Annotated in this window: 9 protein-coding genes; 4 read left to right on the forward strand and 5 right to left on the reverse strand. The window is 33.7% G+C overall.

Features of this window, described 5'->3' with window-relative positions; genetic code table 11:
• Window positions 1-121: 121 nt before the first annotated feature.
• On the forward strand, window positions 122-304 hold the full coding sequence (locus ACUN26_RS10365) for a hypothetical protein (RefSeq protein ID WP_000273228.1): 183 nt from the start codon (window positions 122-124) through the stop codon (window positions 302-304).
• Window positions 305-598: 294 nt separating this feature from the next.
• On the opposite strand, the gene ACUN26_RS10370 is transcribed toward ACUN26_RS10365, so the two are convergent.
• Window positions 599-1,276 (reverse strand): ABC transporter ATP-binding protein, encoded by a 678-nt coding sequence (locus tag ACUN26_RS10370; protein WP_000447845.1) that lies wholly within the window; start codon window positions 1,274-1,276, stop codon window positions 599-601.
• Window positions 1,277-1,287: 11 nt separating this feature from the next.
• A complete protein-coding gene (locus ACUN26_RS10375; protein WP_001010239.1) occupies window positions 1,288-2,724 on the reverse strand; it encodes an ABC transporter permease in 1,437 nt (478 codons plus the stop codon).
• A 480-nt stretch (window positions 2,725-3,204) separates the two neighbouring features.
• Here ACUN26_RS10375 and ACUN26_RS10380 point away from each other — a divergent pair, with 480 nt between their 5' ends.
• From ACUN26_RS10380 to ACUN26_RS10390, 3 genes are all read left to right on the forward strand, one after another.
• A complete protein-coding gene (locus ACUN26_RS10380) occupies window positions 3,205-3,666 on the forward strand; it encodes a GNAT family N-acetyltransferase (RefSeq protein WP_000140906.1) in 462 nt (153 codons plus the stop codon).
• A 401-nt stretch (window positions 3,667-4,067) separates the two neighbouring features.
• Window positions 4,068-5,069 (forward strand): alpha/beta hydrolase, encoded by a 1,002-nt coding sequence (locus ACUN26_RS10385; protein ID WP_000577691.1) that lies wholly within the window; start codon window positions 4,068-4,070, stop codon window positions 5,067-5,069.
• A 911-nt stretch (window positions 5,070-5,980) separates the two neighbouring features.
• Complete coding sequence (locus ACUN26_RS10390; RefSeq protein ID WP_000857948.1) at window positions 5,981-6,937, forward strand: alpha/beta hydrolase; 957 nt, start codon at window positions 5,981-5,983, stop codon at window positions 6,935-6,937.
• A gap of 88 nt (window positions 6,938-7,025) precedes the next feature.
• Here the strand turns inward: ACUN26_RS10390 and ACUN26_RS10395 are convergent, their stop codons facing one another.
• From ACUN26_RS10395 to ACUN26_RS10405, 3 genes are read right to left on the reverse strand one after another with little or no spacing between them, the layout of a single operon-like run.
• Window positions 7,026-8,480 carry a pyridoxal phosphate-dependent decarboxylase family protein gene (locus tag ACUN26_RS10395; RefSeq protein ID WP_000164820.1) on the reverse strand — a complete coding sequence of 485 codons (1,455 nt, stop codon included), beginning with the start codon at window positions 8,478-8,480 and terminating at the stop codon, window positions 7,026-7,028.
• 55 nt (window positions 8,481-8,535) lie between these two features.
• Window positions 8,536-15,546: a non-ribosomal peptide synthetase gene (locus ACUN26_RS10400; protein WP_000547625.1), complete on the reverse strand. Its 7,011-nt coding sequence runs from the start codon at window positions 15,544-15,546 to the stop codon at window positions 8,536-8,538.
• 32 nt (window positions 15,547-15,578) lie between these two features.
• The gene (locus ACUN26_RS10405) at window positions 15,579-16,556 is read right to left on the reverse strand and encodes a SagB/ThcOx family dehydrogenase (protein WP_001290973.1); all 978 of its coding nucleotides are present in this window, start codon (window positions 16,554-16,556) and stop codon (window positions 15,579-15,581) included.
• Between the last annotated feature and the right edge of the window lie 430 nt (window positions 16,557-16,986).

The following is a 16,986-nucleotide window of genomic DNA, read 5'->3' on the forward strand; positions in this document are numbered from 1 at the left end:
GAAATTTAGTATGCAGCACTGGAATACACGTTTATTCACTATAGTTGTCGAATATTCTGTGCTTAATTATCTCCAGACTGATATACTATAAACACAATTGTTCTTGAAGGGTGATGATATTATGTATGAACAACAAAATAATAGGGATAGAGATCAAAAAATGATGTTTTCTATGCAAGGAATTCCCACAAATAAAGTTAACATGAATCAATTACCTAAATGGATTAGAATTTTCGGCTATTGTGCGTTTGGTTGGATGATAGTATTTAGTTTCATTATGATTGTAGGTTTAATTCTTCAATAACTATACAGATAAACAATTAAACAGGACGGTATTTAGATCATATATCTAGGTAATGTCTTGTTTTTCATATATAATTCCTCATTGATATAGTTAACCGGTCATAACAAAAAGAACCTGTAGAATATTCTACAAGTTCTTTTTTTAATATTGTTAAAAAAGGAACAACAAACTATCTTAACATTCAATACAGGGAGACCATTTTGATTATGGCTTGGTTTTATTGTATATCAATTATTAATATTTGAAGAAATATTTTTTCAATATTATGTGAATTAAAAACCTAGAGTGTTTATTTTAAATTTCATTTACTACTAACTTCTTCTTACTTAAATAAACTGCACGATCAGATTTTTTAGCAACTTCCTGTGAGTGCGTCACAACAATAATACATTTATTTTCTTTATGTGCAAGTTCTTGAAACAGTTCTATTATATCCATTGCCGTTTCTTCGTCGAGGTTTCCTGTTGGCTCATCCGCAATCAGTAAATCAACATTACAAGATAATGCTCGAGCAATTGCTACACGCTGTTGTTGCCCGCCACTTAGTTGCAGAACGTTACGTTTCGCTTCTACTTCTGTGAGTCCTACCTTTTCTAATAATTCTAATGCCCTTGCAGTTTTATTTTGCACTTTAACACCTGTAATTTCCATTGCTGTTAGGACATTTTGAAGAGCAGTCATATAGGTAATCAAATTATAAGATTGGAAAATTACAGATACATGTTGATTGCGGTATCGATCCAAACCAATTTTTCGAATATCTTTTCCATTATACAGGACATAACCATTTTTAGGGACATCCAGTCCGCAACCTAAGCTCAGAGTTGTGGTTTTACCAGATCCAGATGGTCCTAAAATTGTGTAGAAATGCCCTTTTTGAAAAGAAAAATTAACATTATCTAGTATCGCTACATTTTTCCCATTACTTTCATAATAATAATCCAAATTTTTAAATTGTAAAATCGTTTCCATATCGATCCTCCTTATTCATCTTTTAAAAGAATTTGTTTTGGATTTAAACGTAGAATTGATAATGCTGGAAGAAGCGTTGCTAATATAGCAATAGCTAGTCCTATCCCTCCCATTTTGCCTACATCTTCTCCTGTTACACTTACATCAATTTTATCAATCGGATCCTCTTTTTGATTTTGTACAGTTCCACCAGGTCCAGACATCATTACAGTCCCATTTTGCGGGTTGTTTGTTTCTTCGCTTGCTGTAGCAACTTCACTTGAAAGTAAATTATCCCCTATATATTGAGAAACTTTAGCTCCTGTTGTTATGGATAATCCAAAAGCTAAAATAGCGATACATACTACTTCTACTACGAACTGCGCCATCAGCTTCCACTTTTTTTCTCCAATGGACAATAGAATCCCCATTTCTTTACGACGTCCTTTAATCGATAACATAATGATTAATCCTAATATAATCGCACCTGCAATTGATACAATATAAATAATCATTTGAGAAGTAGATGAGATATTTTCGATAGGCCCAATCATTTGTTTGTACAATGAATCATGTGCATCTAATTTATAGTAATTAAAATTAATCTTAGATTTTTTTGCTTCTTTTTTAAATGCTTCAATGCTTTGTGGGTCTTTCAAGAAATACACGACTTGAATGCTACTTATACCTTGATCTACTTCAAATTTTTTCATAGTTGAATGCGGCATATATAGTTTATTAGCTGGATCCATTATAGGAGGGGCCTGTTGACCCATTGCTTGCTCATTCGTTTCGTAAATACCGATAATTTCAACCTCGAGGGTTTCCTTCTTATCCCCTGATTGCACTTTAACTTTGTCTCCTACTTTCAAATTGTTTAATTCCGCTAATCGTTTTTCCATTAAAGCTACATTCTGATCTTTCATCTGTTCTGTAATTGGTTTCCCATCAATGATTTTACTTTTTCCGTTCTTAAAGCTTTCTTGTAATGCAGTCTTGCGAACTCCCTCAATCATAAAGGAAGCATTCATATCTATTTCTGTACCGGAGCTTGAACCGCCTCGTACAGCCGCCATTCCCGCTTTACCCTTTCCTTCTTCTTCTCCTTCTCCTTCTGAAGCTCCTACTAGTTTAAGTCCATCCGAGATTCCGAATGTATTGCTTATGTAATTATAGTCTTTTACATACTTTGACTTCGCTAACTGATCTGCTTCTTTCGTGTTGAGCTTCGGTGGATTAGGCATCTCTCCAGTTTCCTGAGCCTGTTGACCTAATTTGTCAAAATCAAGACTTAAAGTAACATCTGCACCTAGTTTTTTTCTTGCTGCATCCGCAGCTTTTTTTGATGCATTTTGGATTGTAAATCCTGCCAACACTAAATTTGTAACAATTAGGAAGACTGCCATCAAAATTAATGATGTTCCTACTCTTTTTTTCATACTGAGAATTGCTCTTTTCATAAAGTTCATTTTTTCCTTACCTCCTTGATAACTTATATTCTATATAGGTTATCTAGAGTCTATATGGAGCGAATCGGTAGTTTATCTAGAGATATAAGGAGTTTATGTGTAGTTATTCAATGACTTTGGTGAAGAATATTGGTAAGGAGCTAGTCCATATATATTAAGATTCATTGAATGAGAGCTTACAAATCTATGCTTATTATGTAATTTCTATAGAACTAATTAAAAGCACCCTATTTGAATGGTTATATGTGGTTTGTTAAATATAAAAATCCATTAATGAATATGGCGTTTTATTGAAGTTGGTCGGATTTTTTAATAATAATATTGTGTTAAAAAGCCTAATATATCATTTTATAAGTTAGGCTTTTATGTTATCTATAAGAAAAAGTTATAGAGACTCATAATATTTTATAATTTAACCTATTGTATTTAAACAAGTAAAATAAAAGTAACAAGTGCATACATTAAGGAGGTTTTTTAATAGTGACAGAAACTATAACATTTAGGATTGCTACGGCAGATAATTTAGATGATATTGTAAAAATGCTTGCTGATGATGTTTTAGGCAATAAAAGAGAGCGCTATGAAACACCACTCCCTGATAGTTATATAAGAGCATTTCATGCTATTGATTGTGATCCAAATAATGAGTTGATTGTAGCGTGTGATGGGACGGAGATTGTTGGTCTTCAACAAATTACATTTACGCCTTACATTGCACGTCAAGGGGGTTGGAGAGCTACTATTGAGGGGGTACGGACAGTCTCATCAAAACGTGGTAAAGGTATAGGAACTAAACTTATTAAATGGGCTATTCAACGTGCTACATTGCGGGGATGTCATTTAGTACAGTTAACAACAGATAAAGAACGACAGGAAGCGTTGCAATTTTATAAGAAATTAGGATTTAAAGATTCTCATGAAGGATTAAAACTTTTTCTTTAATGAATATTGTTATTTATATACCCAAAAGATGCATATTGTAAGGTTCATTGACTACCGGCTTCGAAAACTATAGTAACTATCACTGAATAAAATATATTAATTGATACATTGTTCATCATTTAAATTACATTACTTCAAACGGTGTATCTTTTGATACGAAAATAAGCAAGTTAATGTTCTCTCATATAAATGAGAATATTAACTTGTCTTTTAAATTGTAGTATAAATTATTTATGGTTTTATTTTATTGTTAGTTTTATAATATACAAATTTATCACCTGGCTTTATAATTCAAGCACGTACTATTAGACGAAAAAAATATTTTAAATTTAATTTACAGTATAAATAAAACATAAATTTTGTCCATGTTTTAAACAATATGTATTTTGGAGGAAGTTAATTTGATTTTTTCAAAACTCATTGATCGATACGCCTTGTATGATTTGCACAAAAAAAGAAGTGGAGAGTTTCAATATACTTCTCTTTCTAACACCGCACTAGATATAAAGGATATAGAATTTTTTTATAAAGTACAACCATCTAATATTCATTTTAACATTAAGCATGCAAAGCAAGAAAAGGAATACATGGTTGGACAGTTCAAATATAAAAGCTCGGTTCAATCTGGTGATTCACGCAACGATTCTGTAACTGGGGAATTATTTTTACATGAAAACGAAGATGCACCTCATGTCATCTTCGTTCACGGTTGGAGAATGGATTCTAACGAACGTGTAAAAAAAATATTTCACGACCATATGACTAACTTGAAGTGGAATATGTATTATTTTACTCTACCCTATCATTTTGAAAGAAAACCCAACCAATCCCTATTCAGTGGAGAGTACATGGTAAGTGCTAATATTGAACGAACTGTACAAGCCACTAGACAAGCGGTAGCTGATTTACGAACTTTGATTAAATGGATTAAAGCAAATAAAAATGGTCCCTTGATTTTAATAGGAATCAGTTTAGGTGGGGTTATTACAAACCTAACAGCTCTTGTTGAATCAGACATTGATGTATTGGCATCCATTTTCTACGCGAATCGACTTTCATATTCAATTTGGAAGACAAATCCAGGTAAATTCATTAGAAAAGATTTGGAACATCATGGTGTAACGTATAATGATTTAATAGATTATTGGAAAATCACTGAACCGAGTCAAGCATTACCAAAAGTGAAAAAAGAAAATATTTTATTAATTTCAGGCAAGCACGATCTATATGTGCACCGTGAGGATACGGACTACTTGTGGGCATCTTGGGAAAAACCTACTCGATATATTTATACATGTGGGCATGCTGGGATTGTTCTTAAACGTAAAAAAATTGCAACTGATACTATCAATTTTATTCAGAATCGATTGAACTCCCCACACTTTCCCAATGTCATGCTTTAAAACAAGAGATTACTAAGTACAGGATTTTATACTTATAATGTTTTATTTTATACTGAGCTCATTTTTAAATCTTTCTATTGTCACCTCCCTTAACCTTGCATGATTGGAAAATGATATAGAATTTAGGAAGAAACTATGAAATAAACTCGCCATATGGAAAAGCGCTACTTATTCACCAGATATTATTGTTGTTTAGCTTGTTTATGCAATATTACATATAAAATGCTTTATTTGTTCTGTTATAATTTTAAGAGTAAGTTATTCATCCATTCATTTACACCATCCATATCTACAATTATGGAAACCCTAATTACACATAAAAAAAGAGAAGAACATTGGTGAGTTCTTCTCTTTTTTTATTTTTTTAAGATTACTATCCAAAGTAATTATTGCAATTACTTCAAGCTGGCTTTTGAATTATAAATTCTGATTTTCATACTTCTTCATGATTCTATATAAGGAAAAAAGAATTTACTCCTTTTCTAACCAAATAAAAGGAATTTTTTTAAACAGTTATTTTAATTTGTACTGTTCTCCTATATTAATGCCGGCCCATGAGTATTTTCCTAAATTATATATTAAGGAATACAAATGTATTAATCCTTTCCGAATATGAATTCGAACATGTATCCGTTGCAATATGCCATTAAAATAAAACGGATCACCTCTTGGTTCAATTAGAAAACTACTTGTAAATAACTACAACGACATGAAAACACTTTACTCCTAAATTAATCACTTGTATTACTGGTTGCATGAAACTCCTTCTTGAGAAAGGTTCTGATTTCCGAATATTCTGTTGACTGCTAAGACATATTCAATTTACAATTTAATTGTGATGTTTTTTCACAATTAAACTACTTAGAATACACTTCATTTATTCGAAAACAATTACAAATAGAGGTGCTAAAATGAAAACAAGAGTAAATCCAGAGTTATTACAAGGGTTAGAGATGTTTCCAGATCTCGATTTACGCCCGGAAAACTTGCAATCAATCAGAGAAGGAATAGCTCAAATGAGACCACCTACCGTTGTTGATGAATCCCTTTCGTTAACTGATGAAATCATTATTGGACCTGATGATAATCCGTTACCATTAAGAATTTATCGTCCAAAATCAAATAATGAATTTTTACCTGTCTTATTATGGATACATGGTGGTGGTTATATCTTAGGTTCTATAGATGATAACGATGATACTTGTATGAGATTTGCAAAAGAAGCTGGCTGTGTGGTCGTATCTGTAGACTACCGCTTAGCACCTGAACACCCTTACCCAGCACCAATTGAGGATTGTTATTCAGCTTTAAAATGGATCGCTGATAATGCAAAGTCATTAAACATTGATTCGAATCGAATTGGGGTTGCAGGAGTAAGTGCTGGCGGTGGACTAACAGCAGCATTATCATTATTAGCGCGAGATCGAAAATATCCTTCAATTTGTTTACAAATGCCACTATATCCAATGATTGATGACCGAAATAATACACCTTCAGCGAATGAAATTAAAGAGGGATTTGTTTGGAACCAAAAAGCAAATGAAGCTGGGTGGAAAATGTATTTAGGAGAAATGTATGGAACGGATAAAATCCCTGCCTATGCAGCGCCTTCCCGAGCGGAGGATTATAGTGACTTACCATATACTTACACATTTGTTGGCCAATTAGATCCATTCCGCAGTGAAACATTAACCTATGTAAGCAAACTAGCGCAAGCTGGTGTTGATGTCGAGTTTCATTTATATCCAAATGCCTATCACTGGTTTGAAGGGTTAAATCAAAATGCCGATGTATCTATTTACGCTGTAAACGAAATGGTACAAGCAGTAAAGACCGGTTTCAAAAGAGTCTCTAAGGTTGAGGCTTAATCCCTATACAAGAAAAACACTCGTAAATAGTATAATAGCCGATTCTCATTTAGAATCGGCTATTAATGTGTAAAATTCACCTAATATATCAAGGTTGAGAAACGGATATAAGATGTTTAGGCGATGTGTTTATTTCCTCTGCCAATGCTTTTATGTTCATCATGATTTGAATTATTTCTTCTTTTGTTGTCCTTGGGTTGATAGAGCAAAGTCGAATTACTACTTTTCCTTTTAATTTAGTCGTACTTAGCATAGCAAATCCTCTTTGATTAATTTCTTCCACCAGTTTTTTGTTTATTTCATGAATTGTATCTGTAGATGTTAGCTCACATGGAATATAACGAAAAGTAACAATTCCTAACTGTGCAGGTGTTACCACTTCCCAATCTTTTTCTTTCCTTAAAAACTCTTCAACTTGTTCAGCCAACATAATGCCATGAGCAATTGCCTCGCGAAAAGCTGAGACTCCAAATACTTTAAAAGAAAGCCATACCTTTAATGCCCTAAATCTACGAGAAAGTTCAATTCCACGCTCCCCAAAATTCACTTTTTCTTCTATATTAGTTTCTGTATCCTTAATATACTCTGGGATCATACGGAATGTTTCACTTAAATATTGGCTATTTCGAATGAGTACACAACCAACATCATAAGGCTGAAAAAGCCATTTGTGCGGGTCTAACGTCAAAGAATCGGCACGATGAATTCCACTTAACAACTCCCTTCCTTTTTCGCTAAGAATTGCTGCAGCCCCATAAGCCCCATCCGCATGCAGCCATACATCTTCATCACTACAGAGATCAGCCAATTCATTAAGAGCATCAACTGCTCCGCAATTCGTTGTCCCTGCATTAGCAATAACACAAAATGGTTTTTTTCCTTTTAATCGATCTTCTTTTATTTGCTTTCTTAAAGTACTAACTGAAATTTTTAAATCTTCATCTGTTTCAATTCGGCAAATTTGAGAATTTTTAAAACCTAATACTTTAAGTGCTCGATCTACAGAAAAATGAGTTTGGTTAGAAAAATACACAACCGCATTTTCTATGTCATTATTCAACTTGACCTGTCTCGCTACAGTAAGTGCAGTCAAATTAGCCATGGAACCGCCACTGACAAATAGCCCTTCAGCTGAATCAGGGAATCCTAGCATTGATTTTAACCAGTTGATTGTCGTTAATTCAATTTGTTCCGCACCTGCACCTACTATCCAAGCTGTAGGGAATACATTAAACCCACTTGCTAAAAAATCTGCTACTACACCAACATAATTATTCGGACCTGGCACAAAAGCCATAAAATGAGGATGGTCCACATGAGTAATTTGATTAAACACATTGTTATTAAGAAAATGAAGTAACTCTTTTGGGTTGGATCCGTTTTCTGGAATTGTTTCAATTAGATTGTCTCTAAAAATATTACTATCAATTGTTTCCGAAACTGGTTTACTTTTTAAATGATTCATATGATCAACAATCAAGTCCACAGCTTGATATCCTAACTGACGCATCTCTTCGGCTGATAACTGCAAGTTTTTTGTCATTTGGTTTACTCCTATTCTATTTAAAAAGGCGAGTTCTTGCTCGCCTTTTTATTTTTTATAATTTGTAATCACCGATTGCCTGTATTGGATTTTGAAGAATTGTGTTGATTAACTGATGGATGTGATTCAATATTTCCTGTATTTTTTCCGCTTCATATACGGTTTGATCATATCCAAACTTTATTGTAAGTTTCTCTTCAGGGAAGCACATAATTCCAAACTTTACATGCGGCTCATCAACAACTTCATAATCTGTGATGGCAAAATTTCTGTTTTCATTTGAAGAAAAGATAGCTGGGTTAGTCGGATAGTTTTCAAAAACCCAAAGATGGTCAGTCAACTGATTTTTTAATTCACTTTGTTTTTGTATGTCAACAAATGAATAGTATGCATACTCATTACATTTCAATGTTTCTAGTTGTACTTTTTGCAGGAAGTCCACAAAAGATTGCGTTTCTGTCCATGCTAGTCGGATAGGCAAAACATTTGTGAACAGACCGAACATATTTTCAATCCCTTCTACTTCGGGAGGTCTGACTGATACTAGATTAGGTAATACTACTTCTCTCACTCCGTTGTATTTGCCAAGCAATATTCCCCATACAGCCAGTAATGCTGAATTCATAGTTATATTGTTTTTAGTTACAAATGTCTGTAACTGATTAGTCAAATCCTTATCTAATGTTAAATCCTTAAATATGAAATTTAACCCTTCACTTTGAGTTGGTACTTTCTTTTTAGGAATGCTAATTTTCCGATTGTATCCTGATAAATAATCCCGCCAAAAATGACGTGCTTTTTCATGATCACGTGTTACAGTCCAATCTATGAATGTCTCAAAAGGTTTCACCATAGGTAACTCTGCCGTAGTTCCCGCATTTATTGTTTCATAGAGCTGGAATAATTCGTCTATCAAAATGCTGACGCTCCAACCATCACATAATAGATGATGGGAACTCCAAACCACCTTATGCTCGTTATTACCTAGTTGGAATATACAGAGACGGGTCATGAGTTCATCATTTTTGAATCCTTGACTTAAATTTTCATTCATCCACTGGTCTAGGAATTCTTGCTGTTCTTGTTTCGTCATCTCAATCAAGTTTTTTATCTCTGAAATCATTTGAACATCTTGTAGAACAGCTTGCCAAGGTTGTGCTTGTTCATCTTGCACAATTATGGTTCTTAGAGAATCATGACGAGCAACTAATTGTTGGAAACACTGAATAAAGAGATTAATATCCAGCTCCCCCTCAAGTGCCCAAATTGTTTGTTCGAAATATGCATTTGTATCAGGTTCAGTCGCAGCATGCTCATAAATAACTTCCTGGAAAGGTGCCAATGGGTAAATACGTTCTATTTTTATTTCGGGCATTTTTTCTTGTATTTTGATGAGTGTATGTTGATTAAGCTGTTTATCTTTAACATTTAGTGATGTAACTTTATTATCGTTCATTTTGTTTACATCACTTGTTTGCGAATTTGGAAGATATTCTAGCTTTTTAACAAATTGAACCATGTCTCCTAATATAGGAAATGAAAATAAATTTTTTGGTTCTAGCTCAAATCCTTGTCTATACAGTCTGACGGAAACTTGAATAGCTTTTATCGAATCTCCACCTAAGGCAAAGAAATGATCATTTACTCCAATCCGATCTACTTTGAGTACTTCTTGCCAAACACTAGTTAATATTTTTTCCATTTCAGTTTTTGGAGCAATAAATACTTCACTTTTTTGTTTCGCCGGAGTAGGGAGTGCTTTTCTATCTAATTTCCCGTTTGGAGTCAAGGGCAATTGTTCCAAATAAACAAAATAAGAAGGAATCATGTAATCTGGCAAGTGATCTCGCAAATGCTTTCGTAGTTCTGTTGTGCTAATATTTTGCTCAGTTACCACATATGCGACTAAAAATTTTATTCCATACTCATCTGTCTGATCAATCACTACTGCATGTTCGACTTGTCTGTAAGTGAGAAGACAATGGGCGATTTCTTCTAACTCTACTCGATATCCTTGAATTTTGACTTGATAATCTTGTCGGCCTAAAAATTCAATATATCCCTCAGGATGCATTTTTCCACAGTCTCCTGTCTTGTATATAAGACCAAAATCAGGATGTGATACAAATGCTTCATTTGTTTTCTGTTCATCATTTAAATATCCTTTAGCAAGGCCCACTCCCCCGATATATAAATCCCCAATTACACCAACAGGGCACATTTTCTTTTCATAGTTCAACACATAATACGTTTGGTTTGCCAAAGGCATCCCGTATGGAATACTATTCCAATGTGATGCTACCTGATTGACCGGATAATAAATTGACCAAATCGATGCTTCTGTTGCTCCTCCTAGTGAAATTACTTCTGCAATTGGAAAATGTCGTTTTATTTTTTCTGGTAAAGAAAGTGGAATCCAATCTCCACTATGTAAAACTAAACGCAAGGAAGAATGTTCAAAATGAGAACCTACTTGCTCCAATGCCAAATCCATGATTGCAGGCACTGTATTCCAAATTGTAATTCCTCTACGTTCGACAGTACGGATTAATTCTTGCATGTCTCTTGGATCACGAATCATTACCAACATTGCACCTGTGCTCAAAGTTCCGAAAATATCGTATACAGATAGATCAAAACACATGGAAGAAATACCAATAGTACGATCATCTTCATTTACCTGATATTTTTGATTAATATCTTGAATTGTATTTGAAACCGCTTGATGAGTAATAATTACTCCTTTCGGTTTTCCAGTACTTCCTGAAGTGTAGATAATATAGGCAAGATCTTCCGGACCAGCAATGGCAGGCATATCTTCTGTTGTATATAATGACAAATGCCTTTCTTCATAAAGACTAGCTTCTAATAAAAGTTTGCATGTGCTATTTTCTAAAATATATGTTTGACGATCTAAAGGATGGTCAGGATCAATCGGTACATACGCGGCACCCGCTTTTAGAATACCTATCATATTAACAATTGTCTCAACTCGTCTTTGTGCTAAAAGACCAACTTTGTCACCTAGACCAATTCCTTGTTCTTTTAAAAAGTGCGCAACTTGATTGGAACGCTTATGGAGCTCCGAGTATGTTAACCAATCTTGTTCAAAAACCACTGCTACTTCATCCGGTGTGCGTTTTACTTGGTCTGTAAATAATTGATACAGAGTAGTTGAAGGTATTTTTTCTGTTGTCTCATTGTATTGCTCAGTTAAAGTTTGATCCGATTCTTTCATCTGCAAAGATGTTACGTCGCTTTGTTTCACCAATTGTTCCAATAAGTCAACAAATTGGGCGAACATTGCTTCTATCACATCAACATCAAACAATTCTTCAACATAGTTCCAGCTAATTAATAACTCTCCATTTTTTTCAATTACCACATTATCCAAATACACTTGTGGAGTCCGAGCATGAATATGGCGAAGTGAACCAAGCTGTTCCCAAGCAAAAGCACCCGCACCTGCTAGCATCGAGGTGAAAACAATTGGCATAACTGCTTTTGGCGTCATTTGATGATATCGAGTAAAATCTCGAATGAAATTAACTCCATCGTAATGGCGATGTTCAAGGCCATCTAATAAAGTAGATTGCGTTTCTTTTACTCTAGTAAAGAAAGATTGCTCTGGTTTTACATCAATATCCAACAAGATGAGTGAAGTGAAATCTCCCACAATTTTCTCTACTTCTTCATGAACAGGATAACGGTTAAATACAGTCAAATTAATTGCCAATCGATGTTGATTACTCCAATATGCCAACACATCACCATATATTGTACAAAGCAGAGCAGAAGGAGTTACTTCTTTCTCTTGTGCTAACTTTCGTAGCTTTGTCCATTTTTCATTGTCTAGGATTTTAGTAAGTGATTGGAATTTAGGAATAGCAATCTCTATCGGGTCCTTTTTTAACAGCAAGGAAGGCGCAAATGGAAAATCAGGAAGCTTACTTGTCCAATAATCTTTTGCTGTTTTATATTCTGTGCTTTGTTCCATTTCATTATAAATAAACATGTAATCTTGAAAATCAAAAGATAGAGGTCCTAATCTTTGCTCTGGTTTATAATAATAATGAAACAAATCCTGTCCAACAATGTTCATACTAGCTCCATCCATTAATAAAGCATCGTATCGAAAACATAATAAATACGTGTCTTCTTTTACAAGAAAGGCTTTTAATTCAAACAAAGGCCATTGCCCCAAAGGGAATACATGGTTAGTCATTCGAGAACGTTCTTCTCGCAAGCGAGCATTTTGTTTCCCATCATCTAAATCTATGAGGCTCACTATTTCAATCTCGTAATCAGGAACACTTTCTAATATTTGCTGTTTTCCCTCTGGTAAAATTACAGCTCGCAACATTGGATGACGATGAATTACCTTTTGAAGACTTTTTGAAAGACGATTGATATCCAATTCTGTTTCATATTCAAAATATGTTTGAGGTGAAATACCACTTAATTCAAACTGTGAATTCCTTCCTAACATATACGCTGTCTGAACTTCTGTTAAGGGAAATGGCTTAGACAAATTTTTAACATGAGTTGGTCTATTTTCAAACCTTTCCTCTTTATGCTCTACCTCTATACAAGAACTAAGTTGAGCAATCGTAGGGTGCTTAAAAAAATCTGTTGTACTTATTTTCAAACAGTCTTTTCTTAATAAATTTATTACCTGTAATGCTTTAATCGATTCTCCTTTTAGTGCGAAAAAATTATCATGAATACCAATTCCCTCAATCTCCATAACTTTTTCCCATGCATGCACCAATTTTTGTTCAATTTCATTGCGCGGGGCAACGTATGGAATTGATACATAATCAGTTTGTGTTATATCCAATAACCTTTTCCTATCTACTTTCCCATTTGGATTCAACGGAATCTCTTCCACCTGAATCATTTTTTCAGGAATCATGAACTCAGGTAATTTATCACTTAAATATTTTCTGATTTCACCAAAAGGGACCTTATTATCCGATACATAGTAAGCAGCTAATAATTTCCTATTTCCATATACTTGATCAACAACAATAGTTTGGTTTATTTCTGGATACTCCCTTAACTGACTTTCGATTTCTCTTAATTCAATCCGATACCCCCGAATTTTCACTTGATGATCCATTCGACCTAGATATTCAAGCTCCCCATTAGGCAACCAACGAACAAGATCACCCGTATGATACATCATTTCTCCTACCATAAATGGACTCTGTACAAACTTTTCATCTGTCAGTTTAGGTTTACCAAGATACCCTCGTGCTACCGCCACGCCAGCAATGCAGAGTTCACCCGGAATTCCAAATGGTTTTAATTGACCATACTTATTCAATATATAGGAATGATAATTCGGATTGGGATTTCCAATCGTAACTTCTTTGGCAGTGCTTAAATCCTTTACTGTTGCACAAATAGTTGTTTCTGTAGGACCATAAATATTTAAAATCGTTGCTTCACTAATACATCGAATCTTTTCAACCAAATCAATGGAAAATGCTTCTCCTGCTAACAAAATAGATTTTAAATCTTTTAGAAAATTTGCCCCTTCTGGATCACTCAAAATAACTTCCATTCGCGATGGCGTTGACTCCCATAGATCCACATTATGCTCTTTGACCAAATGAGCCAATTCTTTTGTTGCAAACTGGTCCTCTGTAGCAATAACTACTTTCGAACCTTGAGTTAAAGGAAGACATATTTCTAACAGGGAAATATCAAAAGATACACTAGCAAGAAACAAGAATGAATGATTATCTTTTACTTTTTCTCTCATTACACTTAAAAAATGGACAAGCGATTTCTGTTCCACCATTACTCCTTTTGGATTTCCTGTCGATCCTGATGTGTAAATAACATAAGCCAAATCATTAGGATGACTTTCTCGAACTAAATTACTTTCTTCACCTTGGAAGAAATGCCCCTCATCAAGATACAGCACTTCACCCGCAAATTGTGGCAATTCTACTTCTGTTCGCTTGCTCAGTAAACATTTTGCTTGACTATCTTGTAACATATATTCAATTCGTTCATTTGGATAATTAGGATCGATTGGTAAATATGCTGCTCCGGCTTTCAATATCCCCACCATACCAATGATCATTTCTAATGACCGATCCACCATAACCCCAATAATACTTTCTGTCGAAACATCTTTACTTTGAAGAATAGAAGCCAATTGATTTGCTTTCTTATTCAATTCTCTATATGTCAAAGATTGATCATTACAAACAACAGCAATTTGATCTGGGGTTTTTGATACTTGCTTCTCAAACAAATCTTGAAATGATTGAGACAATTCTATGTCCGCCTGACCTTGATTCAATTCTTTTAGCAACTCTTTCTCTTCTTCTGAAATGATACAAATATCTTTCACAGCCAAATTCGAATTTGTTGACACTTGCTTTAAAACATAAAGATATGAATTTGCAAACTGTTGCAAAGAAGAGAATGAATGAGACTTGAAAGAAATTTGAAATTCAAATTCATTATGTATTTCATTCCATTTTCTTCGTATCCATATGGCTAAATTATTCTCTGCGTATTCTTCTATCGAATTTTTATTATGTAATCCTTCCATCCCAATAACAATTTGAAAAGGAGTTAAATGGTGTTTCGCTAATAATTCAGAAAGTGGATAACTCTGATTGTCATACCCGAATAAAGTCGCTTGTTCAATCTGATTTACTACTTCTTTAAAGCTGTGATGAGGATGGATTTCACTTCCTAAAGGAATCAATTTATTAAGATTCTCGCTTTGTTCAAGATTTTTTTCAATTACAGGAATACCAATAGTAATTTTTTCTTGATCTGTATAGTGTGCCAAACAAATCCTTAACGTGGCCTGTAACCAACTAAATAATAATAAATCTTGAGACTTACTTACTTTTTGTATACTTTTACTAAACTCTACATTCATTATGACTTGAACGTGCTCGCAAGGATTTTCTTTATTTAGTTGGTAACCGCTATTAAATACAGAAAAATCGAGAACCTCGGAAGATAACTGCTCCTTCCAAAACGCCTCTACCCCTTTATTTTCATGAATCGAACTTCGATCTTTAATGTGCATTTTTATCTTTATCCCCCTAATATTCATTTCATCTATTCGTTAATTTTCAAGCCAACTTCAAGCCCATGGAGAAATACTTGATGGCTATCCAAACATAAAAATTGCTCAATCTCTTCAAATTTCATATGACCAACTGAACAAACGCCTAAATTCAAAGTCTCAGCCACCATATTTAAGGTAGCAGTGATAATACCAGACTCAATACAAGCAAATAAATATCCATCTGAACCGTATTTTGGGATGGAAGCGTTCGCATTATAAACCAAATAAACTGAAAAGGCAGACTGAGTAAATAAATCTTGGTTAATTAACTCATGATCACTTTTGATTACTTGATCAATATTATTTACAATCACAAGACAGTTTTTTGATGGGTTATAATAATAAAATCCAGCTTTCATACCTTCTATACGTTTTGGTTTTATATAAATAAAGATATCAATAGGGTAGAGCCCGCCTGCACTTGCGTAATGATAGTATATATTTTCTTTCCTAACCTGTTTTAGAGTTGATATGAATTGGGAAAATTCTAAAAAACTAATATGTTTTTTCATATCGAATTGGCGACAAGACCTACGCTCCTTGATTATAGTTGGTAGCTCATTTGTTGTTTCAAGTTGAATTTCGGCTGGTCGCGCAGAAACGTGCGTTCGATTCAATTGTTCACTCATATACATATCTAAATATTCTTTAGAAAAGCGAATCTGGTCGCTATATGGATTTGGAAAAATCTTTTCTTGTGTGGAAAATACTTCTCTTGGGTGTAATATGTTACTTACTAACACACGATTTTTTATCATAAGCTCTATTGTTTTTTGTGTCTCTTCTACATTTCCTAAAGAAAAGCGTTCTACTAGTTCACTAATTTTCACACCTTTTTGAGTCAAAAAATAAAACTCAGGAAACCACTCAGACAGAATACCTGTAAATCTCATTTCCCCTATCAAAACTTCATTATGCAACTTCTCCCAATGTTTAATAGGAGACCAATAATAAATTTTCTCGCTCATATAACCCTCCATAAACTTTTAACTTAATTTTCAAATACACTTTTCTAATCTACAAAAATAATTTTTAGATTCTTCCTCTTGTCTCGAAGTGATTATAAATACATGTACTTCAATAAAGCTTGAGAATAATAAAATAACTTTTTCTTCATTAAAATTTTTTATTTCATCATAAAAAATATTTTTTTATTAGACATTTCACATCCTTTCCCATAGTAATCCTATAAGGTATAAACCATTTAGAACATTGGGAATATTCGTGTATTTCCAATGTGAAATTATTGTAATGGATTGGAAAGCAGATGGATATAGTTATTAAACACAATAATATTGAGAAAGTTTTATTTGTTATAGCAATAAAATTTTCTAATGAGATTTATTACATATAGCTTAAGAAAAGAATTTAATATTTTTCTTTTGAAGTTAGTGTGAA

Source organism: Bacillus sp. WC2503, assembly GCF_052682895.1.